This is a genomic window from Flintibacter sp. HCN-6482, assembly GCF_037892565.1.
Lineage (GTDB): Bacteria > Bacillota > Clostridia > Oscillospirales > Oscillospiraceae > Lawsonibacter > Lawsonibacter aceti.
In genome coordinates this window covers 147,760-163,660 of the sequence record NZ_JBBKBK010000002.1, presented here as the reverse complement: position 1 = coordinate 163,660, position 15,901 = coordinate 147,760, and the positions used below count along the sequence as shown (strand labels likewise).

The following is a 15,901-nucleotide window of genomic DNA, read 5'->3' as shown; positions in this document are numbered from 1 at the left end:
CGCCCTCATTTTTTTCAGCGGATCTTTCTGGCCTCCAGATAGAAGCGTTTTTCCTGTGCCTCGCCCATGGAGAAAGTCTTTCTGGGCAGCACGCCGTCGTGAATGACTGTGGGGAACAGGGACTCCTTGGCCATGGGAGGCAACAGGAAGGCGATGGCATCCCGCCGGTTCCGGGCCAGTTCTCTGGCCACCTGCTCCCCATGAATATAGTCAATCTTAGCCCCAGGTCGGGCGGCTATGTACTGGTCCAGGAAGGTCTGAAGCGTAGCCACCGGCAGCTGGGCACTTGGGTGGGGGACCACCACCTGTCCCTGCCCATCGGCACAGATATAGGGCAGGATATGTGCACAGCCATCCACTTTCCCACCTCTGAACGCACCGGGATAAAATCCCTCCAGGGCGGACAACAGCTCCTCCGGCTCCACACCGAACACCACCCGGTGGATAGGTTCAAACTCCAGGGACTCGTCGTGGAGATTGACCAGCTCGCACAGGGCATACCGGGAGGGCAGGCTGTCCCACTGATCCTGTGGAACCAGCTTCTTCTGCCGCTCGTAGCACTCCTTGGCTGTGGCCAGGGAGTGGTTGCCGTCCCCGGCAGCAAAGAGCATAACTGGAAGCGCATCCTTTAGGGCGTATCTCTCCCGGAACGCGGCCGGGTCAGCCAAGGCAACCAGAGCCTGTTCCACCTGCTCCAGCTGCTCCTGAGTCAGCTTCCAGCCCCTGATATGGCCGCCGCCCTCCATCAATTCAAAGTCGTAGAGGAGCTCCATTCCACCTGTCTGGCCAGCTAAGGGCTCTATGACGGTCTTTTCCGGGTCATCCGACAACAGCATAATGTGAGGCAGTTCGATGGGAGCGTTCTTCCGCACCGCTACCCGGGGCGGGATACGGGAGAGGACGGTCCCCTCCGTGGCCCGGACCATGGCCCCGGAGCCGGGCTCATAGTCATACCGCTCCAGGTCCACCATGCCCACAAGTCCCCGGCGGGTCCTGCCGCTGGTCATGACACGCTCCACATAGATCATGCTGTGAGGGTATTCTACAAACCGGTTTTCCCGAAGATAGCGGGTCATGGTATTGTTGATCTCCATGATATCGGTTTCCACATTGGGCCCCTCCAAGCAGCTCTCCGGCAGGATGAGCCGTAAGGTCGAGGGGGCTTTTCCCACCCGCTCCTCTACCCGCTGCCAATATTCAGGCTGGGAGGTGTACTGATCACAGGCCACCACCGACCACAGAGTCATGTCGCAGTCTCTGGGCAACAGGATGTTGGCAGGGCGGAAGGGTAGATCAATCTTTTTCATCTTTTCTCATCTCTTTCAGCAGAAGGTCCAGCTTTTCCTCCAGCCGATCACATCTGTTTTTCAGATACCAGATGGCCAGCGCCACCGCTGCGGCCGCCAGGAAAACGAGCAGAATCTCCCTAAATTTAAAACCCAACCAGCTGAGCACAGCCAGCAGCAAGAGTACGCCGAGGGCACACTTGGCAAACACAGGTCCACGCTCCCTTCCCCATGCAGGGGCCGCCACAGGCGGCCACCATTCCGGCGGGGAGACGAGGGCGTCTCCCCCTACGCTCCTTTCCTCGGATCAGAGGACAGCCTCGATGGCGGACAGCAGCTCGTCAAACTCCTCAAATGCTGGCAGCTCCGGGTGGGCCGCCTTGATGGCATCCGTGGACTTGAAAAGGAACCCGGCCTTACTGGCCTGTATCATCCCAAGGTCGTTGAAGCTGTCGCCGGCAGCGATGGTGTCAAAGCCACAGGACTGCAGCGCCTTTACTGTGGTAAGCTTGGATTTCTCACAGCGCATCTGATAGCCGGTGATGGCCCCATCCGGCCCCACCTTCAGGGTATTACAGAACAGAGTGGGCCAGCCCAGCTTGGCCATCAGGGGCTTGGCAAACTGCTCAAAGGTATCGCTCAAAATGATCACCTGGGTCTGGGCCCTCAGCTTGTCCAGGAATTCCTTGGCCCCAGGCAGGGGATCTATGGTGGAGATGACCTCCTGGATCTCCTTTAGGCCCAGACCATGCTCCTTCAAGACTCCCAACCGCCAGGTCATCAACTTGTCATAGTCGGGCTCATCCCGTGTGGTGCGCTTCAGCTCCGGGATTCCGCTGGCTTGGGCAAAGGCGATCCAGATCTCTGGAACCAGGACGCCCTCCATATCTAAACATACTACATTCATGGCAGATACCTCATTCTCTTTTATTTTTTCAGAAGGCCGCTGGAGTCATGGGCTCTCATCTGTCCACCTACCCAGGGCCCCGTCAGCGGGCTTTACTGCCCCACATGTCCCTGCCGGCGGCGCAGGTTGACCAGGAAGTTATCCAGCCGGGAGATAGACTCGGCAATGTCCTTCATAGATGCCGCGTAGCAGGCCCGGACAAAGCCCTCGCCACCAGGGCCAAAGGCGTTTCCAGGAATGACAGCCACCTTCTCTTCCATGAGGAATCGCTCACAGAACTCCTCGCTGGATAGACCGGTGGAGCGGATATCGGGGAACACATAGAAGGCGCCCTTGGGCTCGAAGCAGCTCAGACCGATCCGGTTCAGGTTTTCCACCAGGTATCTGCGGCGGCGGTCGTACTCCTCCCGCATATGCTCGATGTCTCCGTCGCCGTTGCGCATGGCCTCCACCGCGGCATACTGGCTAGTGGTGGGGGCGGACATGATGCCGAATTGATGGAGCTTTGTCATGGCTGCAATGATTGGTTTGGGGGCACAGACGTAGCCCATACGCCAGCCGGTCATGGCGTGGCTCTTGGAGAAGCCGTTGACCACTACGGTCCGCTCATACATATCGGTCAGGTTTGCGGGGGACACATGGCGCTGGCCATAGGTCAACTCCGCGTAGATCTCGTCAGAGATGACCATAATATCGCTGCCGCGGAGGACCTCAGCGATGGCCTCCAAATCCTTGCGCTCCATGATTCCGCCTGTGGGGTTACAGGGAAACGGCAGTACCAGAACCTTGGTCTTATCTGTGATGGCCGCTTTCAGCTCCTCCGGGGTCAGGCGGAAATTGTTTTCTACCTTTAGTTCCACATACTTGGGCACGCCCCCGGCCATTTCAGTCAACGGTCCATAACAGACAAAGGAGGGCACAGGCACGATGACCTCGTCGCCAGGGTTGACCAGTACCCGGAGGGCCAGGTCAATGGCCTCGCTGCCGCCCACAGTGACCAGAATCTGGTCGGTGTAGTCATATTGCAGATCAAAGCGGCGGTTAAGATAGGCGGCGATCTCTCGCCGGAGCTGGAGCATACCGGCGTTCGAGGTATACTTGGTGTGTCCCCGCTCCAGGGAGTAGATACCAGCGTCCCGGATGTGCCAAGGGGTAACAAAGTCAGGCTCTCCGATGCCCAGAGAGATTGCGTCTGTCATCTCCTCCAGGATATCAAAAAACTTGCGGATACCAGAAGGCTTGACCCCTTGGATCTTCTCATTCAGAATATGATCGTAATTCATGTAAAGATATACTCCCTTTCCTCCGGATCCTGGGGCCGGAACACCAAGTGCTTCTCTTTGTATTTCTTCAAAATAAAGTGAGTCGCAGTGCCGGTGACTCCCTCAATAGGGGCCAGCCGCTCGCCTACAAACTGGGCTACCTCCCGCAGGGTGCGGCCCGAAATGATAACCGTCAAGTCGAAGGAGCCGCTCATGAGGTACATGCTCTCCACTTCGTCATATTGGTAGATACGCTCCGCGATACGGTCAAAACCGCTGATAGTCTGTGGGGTGACCTTGACCTCGATTAGAGCCGTAACATTCTCCCTGCGTACCCGGTCCCAGTCGATGATGGCCTGATACCCCAAAATCGTGCGGTCTTCCTCGTATGTTTGAATGGCTGCCTTTGCCTCTGCCTCAGGCACTCCAGCAGCCGCAGCCAGCGCGGCCACCGGCATGGTGCAGTCCTGTTCCAACAGTTCCAACAGCTTTTCCATGAACGCTCTCCTCCTGTTTCTCTGCCCGCAACCGGGTAGGATCTGCGTGAGATTAAAATACCCGTTTATTATACATGTAACTGGAGAGAAAAACAATCCTGCGAATAAAAATAGCGGATAAAAAGGCGCCGCCCATACTTTCGTATGGGCGGCGTTCTTTTGACTGGCGATAACAAACAGGCAAAGGCCTTTTCCAAATGGACTATCCTAGCCGAGATGTGTTTTCTTGCGTTTTGGAATCACTTGATAGCTTAGGCTACGGCCTTCTTATCTTTGTGCAGGAGCTGGAATACAATGACCACAACTACTAAGCCCACACCGATCAGGTCGGTAACGGTGCCGGGAATCAGCATAGCCAGGCCGCCTGCGGCTACCATGATCCGCTCCAGTACGTTCATGTTCTTAATCAGATAGCCCTCAAGGCCAGCGGCCACACCCGCCATGCCGATAAAGCTGGTGATAATGATCTGAACAACCTGGAAGGGAGTGGAGTTAATGAACAGCATTGCGGGATTCAAAGCAAAGATATAGGGAATCAGGAAAGCGGCGATAGCCAGACGGGTCGCCTGGAAGGCCGTCTTCATGGGGTTCGCCTTGGCGATGGCAGAACCAGCGTAAGCTGCCAGAGCCACAGGAGGCGTAATGTCCGCCACAATGCCGAAGTAGAACACAAACATATTGGCAGCGATGGGGTCCATGTTCATACCAGTAACTAGGATGGGGGCACAAGTGGTAGCCATGATGATGTAGTTGGCTGTGGTAGGCACGCCCATACCCAGGACGATACAGGTGATCATGGTGAAGAACAGGGCGATCATCAGCTGGCCATTGGCCACACCCACGATGGCACTGATGAAAATCTGGCCCAGGCCGGTCAGGGTGACCACACCGGCAATGATGCCGGCCACACCGCAGGCAATGCCAATGGACAGACAGTTACGGGCGCCGTTCTCTAAAGCCCGAAGGAAGGTGAAGATGCTGGTATCGTTCTTCTGATGATAGAAGAAGGTGTCTACCGCTTTATCCACCAGGCTGATAACGATACAAAGGATGGTCGCGATAATAGCGGAGCGGGCCATGGTATAACCGCTCATAATGATGACCACCAGTACCACCAGAGGAATCAGCAGGTAGATCTTCGGGAGCAACTGACCCCACTTGGGCAGCTCGTTTCTGGGAATACCCTTCAGATCCAGACGTTTAGCGCGCAGATGCACCTGGAGGAAGATGCCAGTAAAGTACAAAATAGCAGGCAGGATGGCCCGTCTGATAATATCGCTGTACGGTACACCCACCATCTCCGCCATCAGGAAGGCGGCAGCGCCCATAATGGGTGGCATGATCTGACCGCCTGTGGAGGCCGACGCCTCAACAGCGCCCGCGAATTCGGGGGGATAGCCGGTCTTTTTCATCATGGGGATGGTAACAGAACCAGTAGTCACGGTGTTGCCCACAGAGGAGCCCGACACCATGCCGCACAGTGCGGAGGAAATAACGGCCACCTTAGCGGGACCACCGGTGGCCCAGCCAGCCAGAGCATTGGCGCAGGAAATAAAGAAATTACTAATTCCGGTAGCCTCCAGGAAAGCACCGAAGATGATGAACAGCGCGATGTAAGTAGAGCACACGCCGATGGGGGTGCCGTGGATGCCGTTGGTAGTATAAAACAGGTCATAGACGATGCGCTTCAGCGACTTTCCATCATAGAAAGCGTAGGCGATGAAACAGGTGGCCACTACCAGGATGGGCAGGCCTACCACACGCCGGCAGCATTCAAAGAGGATCAAGGCTCCCACAATGCCCAGCACAACCTCCAGCTGGTTGATGCGGGTAGCGCGAATCATCAGATCCTGCTCATTGAAGAAGAAATAAAGGTAGGGGCTGGCCCCAACGATGGCCAGAATAATATCGTACCAAGGGATACGGTTGACTCGCTGAACAGCGCCCTTGCGCATAGGGAACACAATGAATACCAGCAGAATCACCAGACCCAGGAACAGGGGACGGCGCTTGGTTTCGCTCCAGGTGGATACCAGATTCATCCACATCAGGAACAGGCTGAATGCGATCAGCAGGCCACTGACCACATACTTCGGCACACCTTCCCAAATACGAACGTTTGACTCACGGTCGTATTTTTTCATAATCTCATCAACATCGGCCTGCACATTTGCGCCATTTTCTGCCGGTGCGGTGTTTACAGTTTTCTTATCCTGATCTTCCACAGAGATGCCTCCTTTGCTAAAAATCGTATCTTTTGATAAAAGAAACTCTGCTTCAGGTCCGCTCTTTGGCCGCACTCGGCTGCGTCTTCCATTCCCTCTCCGAGATCACAACCAAATTTTTACAAAGCGTAAAGCTGGGGGCTTCTTTGATCTTCCAAAACGCTATGGAAAGATACGCGAATTTTCGTAGCTAATGTGGACCTTGGTATTCCGTCCGCACACATCCCGCAGACTGATCTCCTCTCCACCAATCGATAGCGTGTGATCGGATACTGTGCCCACAAAAAGATAAAAGCTGGGAAGCTCCATATCAATCTTAGAGACCACCATGGCGCCTGTTCCCTCTTCATAGGTCAGCTCCATTTTAGGGTCCAAGTCAGAGGGCACCCCGGCACCAAACCCATAGTAGATGGTCTTCCTCAGCATGATTATGCCCCTCTCATCCACGTCATACACATCCGTCACAGGCGTCTTGTTGACGGAATGGATAAAGGTGATGGAAAATTCCTCTCCCCGCTCCAACGGATAAGAGATGTAGGTTTCCCCAGTCTCCGCATCACGAATGACCAGATGGCCTTCCGGGCGGAGCATAAACACTGCGGCCGCGATAACCAGACAGACTATCGCGGCCGCGGCTACCAAAACTTTGTTCTTATTCACAAAGCGTTATCAGTCGCGTCTAAGAACAGACACTCAGCTCAGAGTGGCACCCTGCTCGGTCAGATACTTCTCAGCGCCGGGATGATAGGGGATGCTGACGCCAGCGACAGCGCCTTCCAGGGAGAGCTCCTTAAACTTGGCGTGACCGTCAGCCAAGCTGGCCTGGTTGTCAAACATAGCGGTCATCAGTTCATACACCACATCCTCAGGCACGTCATTCCGGCACACCAGCATGGCGCGGATGCTGACGGTGGTGGTATCGCGGTCCAGGCCGTCATAGGTGCCGGCGGGGATCACGGTCTTAGCATAGAAGGGGTAAGCAGCCATCAGGTTTTCAATGTGCTCGTCTTCCAGAGTGATGACATTCAGAGGCTTGTTGGCAGTCGCAGCCAAGTCCACCAGAGCGGTGGTGGGGGCGCCAGACACACAGAAAGCGGCGTCGATCTTGCCATCCTTCATGCCCTCGGCGGAGTCAGAGTAGGACTGGTAAACGGGGTTTACGTCGTTAAAGGTCATGCCAAACTCAGCAAAAATCTGACCAGCGGCGAAGTTGTCGCCGGAACCGGAAGCGCCGACGGAAACGGTCTTACCCTTCAGGTCAGTGAAGGTCTTGATGTCGGGATTCAGGGTGAACACCTGGACCACCTCGTCATACAGGGCACACAGGGCGCCCCAGTCCTCATAGGGGTCTTCGCCGTCGAACAGGTCAGTACCAGTAGCGGCATAGTAAGCTACGTCGTTCTGGATAATGGCGAAGTTGACCTCATTATCCTGGAGCAGCTGAACGTTAGCGGCGGAGGCGCCGGTAGAGGTAACACCGATGTTCCCCTTGGTCAGAACGGGATTGAGGACGGTGGCCATTACGTTACCGATAGCATAGTAGTTTGCGCTGGTGGAGCCGGTGGCGATGGTGATATCCACCTTCTCACCAGAGGGAGTTTCGTTGTTGGGAGTAGAGGTGCTGGCAGAGGTATTGCTGCCACCGCTAGTGGAGCTGGTGTTGCTACCCTTGTCATTGTTCCCACAGCCGGTCAGTGCCAGACTGAGGATCATGACCATGGACAGAGCAAGTGCTAGTTTCTTTTTCATGTTCTCTTTCCTCCAATTCCATTTTTTCGTTTGCTCTTTCCAAGTGGAAAGAGCAAACGCCCTATAGGGCGTTTCATGGTTGGTCCATAGACCCGCTTCCTATACTGCGGTTCCATTATATTACATTCATGTCAAAAATGCAATATCATTTTTTCCTCCCCCCTCTCCTCCTCTAATTGTCTTGACATTTTGTATAAAAAATTATTTATTGCATCTACTTTTTACTCCTTAATTTCCCTATATTTTTTCCTGTTTCTTTATTATTTCCATAGCTAAACGCCTATGATTTCTATGGATATTTTTTTATGGCATCCAGCCATCCATCCCCTCCTGCAGCTTTTCTAAAGCCCTCTTTTCAATGCGGGATACATAGCGACACGCCTACTGTAAGCGATTGGCTCCGGAAAATTACGCCGTCTCAAACGGCGCAATCCCTTGCGAATTCTGGCTTGCCTCATCCAGTTGGGCGAAACGGAATTTGATGATGACTTCCTTATCCTCGGTCAGCTCCACCCGCTCAATAAGGCTGACCAACAGTTCCCGGCTCTCCCCTGCCGTCTCGATAAATCGCTGTACCAGTTCCCTGGCCCTGTCCTCACTGCGGACGGGGCTTTTTTTCTGAAACTCCAGGGCCTGCCGCTTTTCCTCCAGCTGCTCCCGCTCCAGTTTGACCCTGCCGAAGATGCGCTGGAAGTCCTCCTCGGGCAGCAATCCGTTGAGCCGGTCGGTGTACATCCGGTCCAGGTTGGCCGTAAGACTGTTGATCCTGGCCTGGATGGCCTGGAGCTCCGTTTCCAGACTACTCTGCTTTTGGGCATGCTCCACAGCTTCCTGGGCCATGGGCAACAGTTCGTCTGGATCCAGATATGCCCGACAGACTTCCCTCACCTTGCGAATGACCGCATCAGTGACCGTCTTCTCCTTGATGGAATGACAGGTACAGACACCCGCTTTGGTAAAGCGCTGGTAGGTCCGGCAGACGAAGTACAGCACATCCTCTCCCCTGGCGTTTTTTCGGTTGAGTACCGCCAAAGGGTAGCCGCACTCGTGGCAGAAAATCAATCCCTTCAGAAGAAAATCGTAGGTCCGGCTCCGTGTGTGCTTGCGGCTGTTCACCAGCAGTTGCACCTTCTGAAAGGTCTCCGCATCCACCAAAGGTTCATGGGTCCCCTCTACGATCACCCAGTTGGCCGGGTCCTGTTTCAGGCACTTCTTGGACTTGTAGCTGATCTTCACACTGCGTCCCTGGACCATATTGCCAATGTAAGTCTCGTTTTTCAGCATTTCAGAAATCCGCTCGCTGCTCCATAAGCCGGTGTAAGGTCCGGGGGTTCCAACCTTCCAGCCGCAGTAGGTGGCCGGTGTGGGGATACCTTCTTTATTGAGTGTAGTCGCAATCTTACGGCAACTCATACCTGAAAGGGCCAATGCAAAGATCCGCCGCACCACCGGAGCTACTTCCTCATCAATGACAATCTTGTTTTTCTCCGTGGGGTGCATCTTGTAGCCATACACTGGCTTTCCGCCGATGAACTGCCCCTTCCGCTGCTTATCCCGCTTGACGCTCTTGATCTTCTTGGAAATATCCTTGGCGTACATGTCGTTCATGATGGCACGGAACGGGGTGATGTCATTGGCGGTAGAGTCCACACCGGTGTCGATGCCGTCCAGCAGGGAGATGTACCGCACCCGGTGTTCCGGGAAGTACCGCTCCATGTAGTGGCCGGTCAGGATGTAGTCCCGGCCCAGGCGGGAGAGGTCCTTGGTAATGACCATATTGACCTTCTTGGCCTCGATGTCGGCGATCATCCGCTGGAAGCTGGGCCGGTCAAAACTGGTGCCGCTCCAACCGTCGTCCACATAGGTGTCGTAGACGCTCAGCCGGTGCTGCTGCACAAACTCCCGCAGCAGAGACTCCTGGTTCTGGACGCTCTGAGATGGTCCCTCGCTCTCGTCCTCCTTCGATAGCCTGATGTATAAAGCCACATGGTAATCCATGGTGTTGCTTACCTCTAAGTACATGCTATACCTCCTGAGATAAGCGGCCATTCATCATAAATATGATAACATTTCATAGCCGTTTTGTCAAAAAATTAGCGTTATTTAGGAGGTTTCTATCTATAAACGTGCGGAAAGACTCCAAAATCAAATCTTCCGCACATTCTCCTTCCTCCGCAAAGTAGCAGTGCACAGGGATGTCCTGCTTGTGTTTTTCCAACTCATCTTCCTCCTTTCCGGGATTGTAAAGAATATGCAGGAAAAAGGCCGTTTTGCTTGTCCGTTTCGGAAAAAACCGCACCGGATTTCCGGTGCGGTTCGACTGAGATTGACAAAGTTTTTCATTCCTTTTACAATGGGTCCAGGAGGTGGCGAAATGCATCCCGGTCTCAATCGATACATCCAAACCCTGCGAATGGCGGCAAAGGAGAAAGAAAATCGGAGCAAACCGCCCATCATCTCTTCGGATATAGTGCAAACCGCGGACTTTGTGTTCTCGCCGTTGCCGTACCACGGCAATGACAGCGGTCAACTTCTCTTGGCCAAATGCAAAGCAAACCGAAGGGAACAGTATCTGGTAAAGCATGCATATTCAGACTGTGCGGCAAATGAATTTGTTTACACAAAACTGACGCAGGCCATGGGCTACCAGATGCCGGATGCAGTTCTCTTCCAGCTCTCCCCCGGAGAGAAACGCTCCTATTTCAAAACAGAGTATATCATTGGTGAGAAATATTTGAACTTTACACAGCGTGTCCACTCTGCTGCCCAGGCGCGTGAATGTGCAGAAAATTGGAAGCAATTTTTCAGCTTTCAAGCTCTATACTCCATAACTGATGAGGGGGATAAGCTGGAAGTCTATCTGGCAGATGACAGTCAAATCTATCGAGTCGACACCACAGATGCCTTTCCGCTTCACAACGGACATTACGATAACGTTGGCACTTTGATGGCCTACCATTTCCATCAGCAGAGGAATATGGTGTCTCCGTTGGCAGATATCAGTCTGTTTCCGGTCTTTCGCACAGAGCAGTGTGACCGGGAACTGGAAGAAATCGAACGGCTGTGCCCGGAGGGCCGAACCCATTATCTGGAGCCATTTGCGAAAGTCCAAGAGATTTCCTCTGAATACATTGATAACTTTTTGAATGTGCTTTGCTATATCTACCCGGACTGTGTTGGAGACTTCTTCAAAAAATATCTCGAAGTCCTGCGGCATCAATGTTATGAATACTGGAAGGAAAAGCGGTGAGGTCGGGCCTCACCGCTTTTGTCCACAATGTGGGATACGATCCAATTTATTGGCAGACAGGATAGGAAACGGCCACTTTGGCTCCTCCCAAATGCTGCCTCGGAACAGGCGTGTCCGTTTTACCACCAGCACCGTGTCAAACTTTCCCTCTTTCCAGTCCGCCAGCATCTGATTCAGACCGGGCCGAGTCAGGTCGCGTCCGGGATATCCCGCATCTTCATAATATCGGGCAGGCTCCAGCCCTTGCTCCCGTGCAAAAGCCTCCAGTTTGCCGCGTTGCGCGGACAAGGCTCTCTGGTATGTCTCGCAATCTCCTCCGCCATCCACCCGGCAGTAAAGTGCCGCACGGTTGTTTCCCATCCGAATCACTCCCTTCTGTCCCATTATTTCATATAAGCGAGAAAGTTTTTGCCGAAAAAATCACCGCATTTCAATCAGCCCATCCAGGAACCGTTCGAAATCCGGCAACAGTTGAATATTCAGTTCGTAACCCCGCCGCACTTCGATCCGCTGCACGACGATAGCCAGCAGCATTTTTTGTTCCTCCAGCGTTCCACTGCGGAAAATCTGGTTCAGCCCGCAGTATTTCCGCTGCTTAATCTCGATCTCCCGGCGCAGTTGTTCTCCATTTTGGAGCCTGGCCTCCAACTCATACAACTGCTCTCTGGTTTTGTCGATTTCCACCTCTGTTCCTTGCAAAAGTTCCTGAAGAAGAGGTACCCCGAAGGAGCTCTCTCCGCGGATCGCCCGGGCTACCTCGCCGCGCAGAGTCTCCCGGTCCCGCTCCTTCTCGGATAAATACTGCTGCGCCGCCCGGTGGGCATCCCGCCGCTCCTGAAGTGCAATCTGATATTTATACTCCAAAATGGTTTCTGCCGGCAGTGCCTCAGCTGCTCCAGTAAGGTGGAAATCGCAGTCTTGACCGCCGCTTCTATACGCTCGGCGTGATAGGTCCGGGGACCATCGCAGGCCGTTGGTTCCCCGTCCACGCTGGCATTACAGCGGTAGAGCCGCACATCCCGGCGATAGAGGGACCCATCCCGCTTGCGGCGGTACTCCTTCCGATGGATGGTGCTGTTCATGCGGGCGCCGCAGTGGGCGCAATAGGTTAGGCCGCTCAACAAAGCCTTTCCGTGTATGGGGGCAGAAATGGTATTCATGTTGTTCTCCTTTCGGTTTCGGCTTTCTCTCAATTCCTGTACCTGTGCAAAAATCGCATCCTCCACAATTTGAAGGTGTGGCAGCCTTGGAGATTCCACGCCGCCTTTTTGTAGATAACCCAGGTATCGTTTGCTGGATAACATATGAGAGATGGATGCCTGATTCCACCGTTTTCCTTTGCGGGTTGTGATGTTTTGACTGTTGAGGTATTTGGCGATGCGCTGGCTGCCCAAGCCTTCCCGGGCTGCCTTGTCAAAGATGATCCGCACCACCCGGGCCTCTTCCTCGCAGATTTGAAGCTCGTACAGCGCCTGTTTCTTTTTGTTCAACCGTTCTCCCCGCACCAAACGGTATCCATAGGGACACTGTCCCCCGGTAAAACAGCCTTCTTTCGTCAACTGCCGGATGCGGGTACGGGTGCGTTCAGATATCTTCTCGCTCTCTCCGGCGGCCTGCCAGTAGCGGATGTAGTTGGTCAGCTTGTCCACATGGTTGTCAAATCGCTGCTCGCCCTCACAGACGCTCCATACAGAAACACCGTTGCGCACCAGCCACTCCACCACAAAGGGCGTCTCATCATCCCGCCGTCCGATACGGTCAAACATGTAAACCAACAAAATATCAAATTTCCCAGCCATGGCATCCTCACGGATCTCTATGACCGCATCCCGTTGCTGCATGGTCAGCTTATAGCCGGAGACGCCCTTTTCAGAGAACTCCCTTAAAATCTCCCAGCCGCGTTCCTGAGCAAAGGTCTGACAGGCAATTCTCTGCATAGGAATATCATTCTTTTCCACCTGTCCTCGGTCAGACACACGATAGAGGCAATAAACCCGGTTCATAGCGATGCTCCTTTCTGTTTGATGCCTCTATTCTAAATCGGTCGCTTCCATTTGAACAGGCGCCGCAGGTTGCTGGATCAGTGCGGTGCAAACATAGTGCCAGATGCTGGTCTCCTTGGGCGTCACAGAAAAAGAGAGAGTCACCTTACACTCCGCCGTTTCCATCGTCAGGCTTTGTTTGCTCGAATCGTAATTCATGTGGATTCCTCCTGAATCAAATATTGTTGCATGATAAAAGCCGCCCTACAGGCGGCTGAATCTCTTTCATCAAATTAGGGTTGCGAACGCAATGGGAGCGCAAATGGGTCGCATCCCCAGAAGCCGAACGATTGCAGTTGCGCACGACAGGGTATTTTGATTGATGAAACGAGTGATGTATGGTATAATAAAACCAATCATTTACAGCGGCGAGGTATCACATGAGAAACAAAAAGCCTCCTTTTGAAATCACAAATCAGATCATTGACTATGTGGCGGAGATCGCCGAGCTGGTGGGCCGTTTGACCGTAATCTCTCCTCTATCCACGAGTCCCACGCTCCGCCGCACTAACCGTATCAGAACCATTCATGGTTCTCTGGCCATTGAGCAGAACACCCTTTCCCTGGAGCAGGTGACAGCAGTTCTGAACGGCAAGCAGGTTCTGGCTCCGCCCAAGGATATTGCCGAAGTCAAGAACGCCTATGAGATTTATGAGCGGCTGGATGAACTCGATCCTTATTCGGTGGATGACCTTCTGACTGCCCATGGAATTATGACACATGGCTTGCTGGAAGAATCCGGCGTATTCCGTACCCGACCTGTGGGCGTGGTGGATAACGAAGGACATATCCTGCATTTTGGTACGCTTCCACAGTATGTCCCTGATTTAGTCATGGAGTTATTGGACTGGGCAAAGGCTAGTGACGTGCATATGTTGATTCGCAGCTGCGTGTTCCACTATGAACTGGAACTGATCCACCCCTTTGCCGACGGAAATGGGCGTGTGGGGAGGCTGTGGCACACACTGCTACTCTCCAAGTGGAATTCATCGTTTGCCTGGCTCCCGGTGGAGTCCATCATCCACGACCGCCAGCAGGAGTATTATGATGCCATCAATGCTTCCAATGACGCAGGAGAGTCCACAGTATTTATTGAGTTCATGCTCTCAGCCATCAAAGCATCACTCATAGATGCAATCAGTGCGAGTGATGGGATGAGCGATGGAAAGGTGGATAAGGTAACCCTTCGCTGGAAGAAAATTGAGGAGTTCCTGAAAACCCACGACTATATCATGAACGCCGATGTGCGGGAACTGTGTGGGGTATCAGCTGCGACAGCAAATCGCATCCTTGCAAGTTTGGTGACAAAAAACAAACTCATTAAAGGACGTAAAGGTAGTCACTGGGTGTATAAGTATTATATGATTTAAACTACGTTGTATAGCAATGCCCAAAAGCCAAAAATTATATATAATATTGCGATAGGAGGCCTATCTATGGACGAACAACTAATTCTTGATACATTTGAACCCCTTAGTCAAGAGGACTACATTAACAAATTTGAGCAATCCCAAGTCGAAAATGAAAGCGAAGAAGATATTACAAAAGATATAAACTGGAGAGTCAACACCTCGTATACCAGCTATAATCGGCAAGTCCGTTCCAGCAACCATGGCATCAAGGAAAAAAACATTTTGAGTATTTTTCTGCCTATAGGCATTAAAATCTCGGAAATAGACGAGGATATCTTATTGCTCTTGATAACTTTGGCTCAGAACGTGGATTAATTGCTCACTCCACACGAGCCAGTACATTAACTACGCCAGATGATGCTCTATCCAGTGTAAATAATATAATGACTTATATTGACACATTTGATCGATTTTTAGCTACTTATAAAAACTCAGTTCGCTGAACTTTTCATTTTGATGAATGGCTACTTATCTTCCTAAATTTTTTGCCGTTTACAATAACCGCGGCGCTACCCCAGTCACGCACGAAGCCCGGAAAACCTGTCTACATCAGGCTTTCCGGGCTTCGTTTACATTAGCGGCGGCGCGATACATAGGAACGGCTGATGCCGCACAGAGACGCGATTTCCCGTTGGGTGCGAGGCGGGCGGTCATCCAGTCCATATCTCAAGGTAATAACCGTGCGCTCTCTGGGTGTCAGGCAGGTATCGACACAGCGGCGGACCCTTACGCAGGCATCCCTGGTATCCAACTCCTCCAGCATATTATCGTCTACGGCGATTACATCCATTAGGGACAGGGAACCGCCCTCTCCCGCAGACTCCAGAGTATCCGCCAGAGAGACCTCGCCCTGGAGCTTGCGTTGGGAGCGGAAGTGCATCAGTATCTCGTTTTCTATACATCGGCTGGCATAGGTCGCCAACTTTACGTTTTTGTCCGCCTTAAATGTAGATATCCCTTTGATAAGCCCGATAGTCCCAATGGAGATCAGATCGTCCTGGTCCCCGGTTTGGGCATAGTATTTTTTCACGATGTGAGCTACCAGGCGAAGGTTGTGTTCCACCAGCAGATTTCGGGCCTCCAGGTCACCCTGGGCGCACCGTTCCAGATATTCCCTCTCCTCCGCCGCTTTTAGTGGACGGGGAAACGAACCTCCACCTCCGGACAGCCGAAGGGTAAAAAAAAGTCCGTTCATCATCAGATAGATCACAGGCGACAGCATAATCGATAACACCTCCGCCCCACTCTATTCCCGCTCTGCCCGTCCCCAT

The 15,901-nt window shown here is 53.0% G+C and carries 17 protein-coding genes; 3 read left to right on the top strand and 14 right to left on the bottom strand.

Going from position 1 to position 15,901, the window contains the following annotated elements:
- Positions 1-14: 14 nt before the first annotated feature.
- The 9 genes from WKS99_RS05805 to WKS99_RS05765 all read right to left on the bottom strand — a co-directional run bounded on the left by WKS99_RS05805 (position 15) and on the right by WKS99_RS05765 (position 9,948).
- Complete coding sequence (locus WKS99_RS05805) at positions 15-1,307, bottom strand: DUF1015 domain-containing protein (RefSeq protein ID WP_340405510.1); 1,293 nt, start codon at positions 1,305-1,307, stop codon at positions 15-17.
- Positions 1,294-1,497, bottom strand: a complete 204-nt coding sequence (locus WKS99_RS05800) for a hypothetical protein (protein WP_340405509.1) — start codon at positions 1,495-1,497, stop codon at positions 1,294-1,296. Before WKS99_RS05800 ends, WKS99_RS05805 begins: the two co-directional genes overlap by 14 nt.
- 96 nt (positions 1,498-1,593) lie before the next feature.
- Complete coding sequence (gene thrH / locus WKS99_RS05795) at positions 1,594-2,193, bottom strand: bifunctional phosphoserine phosphatase/homoserine phosphotransferase ThrH (RefSeq protein ID WP_340405508.1); 600 nt, start codon at positions 2,191-2,193, stop codon at positions 1,594-1,596.
- Between the two features lie 92 nt (positions 2,194-2,285).
- A complete protein-coding gene (locus WKS99_RS05790) occupies positions 2,286-3,476 on the bottom strand; it encodes an aminotransferase class I/II-fold pyridoxal phosphate-dependent enzyme (RefSeq protein WP_147571445.1) in 1,191 nt (396 codons plus the stop codon).
- A complete protein-coding gene (locus WKS99_RS05785; protein WP_147571446.1) occupies positions 3,473-3,952 on the bottom strand; it encodes an Lrp/AsnC family transcriptional regulator in 480 nt (159 codons plus the stop codon). The genes WKS99_RS05790 and WKS99_RS05785 overlap by 4 nt, the downstream gene beginning before the upstream one ends.
- Before the next feature lie 251 nt (positions 3,953-4,203).
- The gene (locus WKS99_RS05780; RefSeq protein WP_262668844.1) at positions 4,204-6,177 is read right to left on the bottom strand and encodes a TRAP transporter permease; all 1,974 of its coding nucleotides are present in this window, start codon (positions 6,175-6,177) and stop codon (positions 4,204-4,206) included.
- Between the two features lie 162 nt (positions 6,178-6,339).
- Positions 6,340-6,837, bottom strand: a complete 498-nt coding sequence (locus WKS99_RS05775) for a DUF1850 domain-containing protein (protein ID WP_147571448.1) — start codon at positions 6,835-6,837, stop codon at positions 6,340-6,342.
- 33 nt (positions 6,838-6,870) lie between these two features.
- Positions 6,871-7,926 carry a TAXI family TRAP transporter solute-binding subunit gene (locus WKS99_RS05770; protein ID WP_147571449.1) on the bottom strand — a complete coding sequence of 352 codons (1,056 nt, stop codon included), beginning with the start codon at positions 7,924-7,926 and terminating at the stop codon, positions 6,871-6,873.
- 408 nt (positions 7,927-8,334) lie between these two features.
- Positions 8,335-9,948 (bottom strand): recombinase family protein, encoded by a 1,614-nt coding sequence (locus WKS99_RS05765; RefSeq protein ID WP_262668843.1) that lies wholly within the window; start codon positions 9,946-9,948, stop codon positions 8,335-8,337.
- A 184-nt stretch (positions 9,949-10,132) separates the two neighbouring features.
- Between WKS99_RS05765 and WKS99_RS05760 the strand changes: the two genes are divergently transcribed.
- The gene (locus WKS99_RS05760) at positions 10,133-11,176 is read left to right on the top strand and encodes a hypothetical protein (protein ID WP_340405507.1); all 1,044 of its coding nucleotides are present in this window, start codon (positions 10,133-10,135) and stop codon (positions 11,174-11,176) included.
- Positions 11,177-11,185: 9 nt separating this feature from the next.
- Here the strand turns inward: WKS99_RS05760 and WKS99_RS05755 are convergent, their stop codons facing one another.
- The 4 genes from WKS99_RS05755 to WKS99_RS05740 all read right to left on the bottom strand — a co-directional run bounded on the left by WKS99_RS05755 (position 11,186) and on the right by WKS99_RS05740 (position 13,377).
- Complete coding sequence (locus tag WKS99_RS05755) at positions 11,186-11,536, bottom strand: recombinase family protein (protein WP_340405506.1); 351 nt, start codon at positions 11,534-11,536, stop codon at positions 11,186-11,188.
- Positions 11,537-11,596: 60 nt separating this feature from the next.
- Positions 11,597-11,860: a hypothetical protein gene (locus WKS99_RS05750; RefSeq protein WP_340405505.1), complete on the bottom strand. Its 264-nt coding sequence runs from the start codon at positions 11,858-11,860 to the stop codon at positions 11,597-11,599.
- A 68-nt stretch (positions 11,861-11,928) separates the two neighbouring features.
- Positions 11,929-13,179 carry a recombinase family protein gene (locus WKS99_RS05745; protein ID WP_340405504.1) on the bottom strand — a complete coding sequence of 417 codons (1,251 nt, stop codon included), beginning with the start codon at positions 13,177-13,179 and terminating at the stop codon, positions 11,929-11,931.
- Positions 13,180-13,206: 27 nt separating this feature from the next.
- Positions 13,207-13,377, bottom strand: a complete 171-nt coding sequence (locus WKS99_RS05740; RefSeq protein WP_340405503.1) for a hypothetical protein — start codon at positions 13,375-13,377, stop codon at positions 13,207-13,209.
- Between the two features lie 221 nt (positions 13,378-13,598).
- Here WKS99_RS05740 and WKS99_RS05735 point away from each other — a divergent pair, with 221 nt between their 5' ends.
- Together WKS99_RS05735 and WKS99_RS05730 are read left to right on the top strand one after the other, a co-directional pair.
- Complete coding sequence (locus tag WKS99_RS05735) at positions 13,599-14,588, top strand: Fic family protein (RefSeq protein WP_340405502.1); 990 nt, start codon at positions 13,599-13,601, stop codon at positions 14,586-14,588.
- Between the two features lie 66 nt (positions 14,589-14,654).
- A complete protein-coding gene (locus tag WKS99_RS05730) occupies positions 14,655-14,945 on the top strand; it encodes a hypothetical protein (RefSeq protein ID WP_340405501.1) in 291 nt (96 codons plus the stop codon).
- Positions 14,946-15,204: 259 nt separating this feature from the next.
- On the opposite strand, the gene sigK is transcribed toward WKS99_RS05730, so the two are convergent.
- The gene (sigK, locus tag WKS99_RS05725; RefSeq protein WP_262668834.1) at positions 15,205-15,852 is read right to left on the bottom strand and encodes an RNA polymerase sporulation sigma factor SigK; all 648 of its coding nucleotides are present in this window, start codon (positions 15,850-15,852) and stop codon (positions 15,205-15,207) included.
- Between the last annotated feature and the right edge of the window lie 49 nt (positions 15,853-15,901).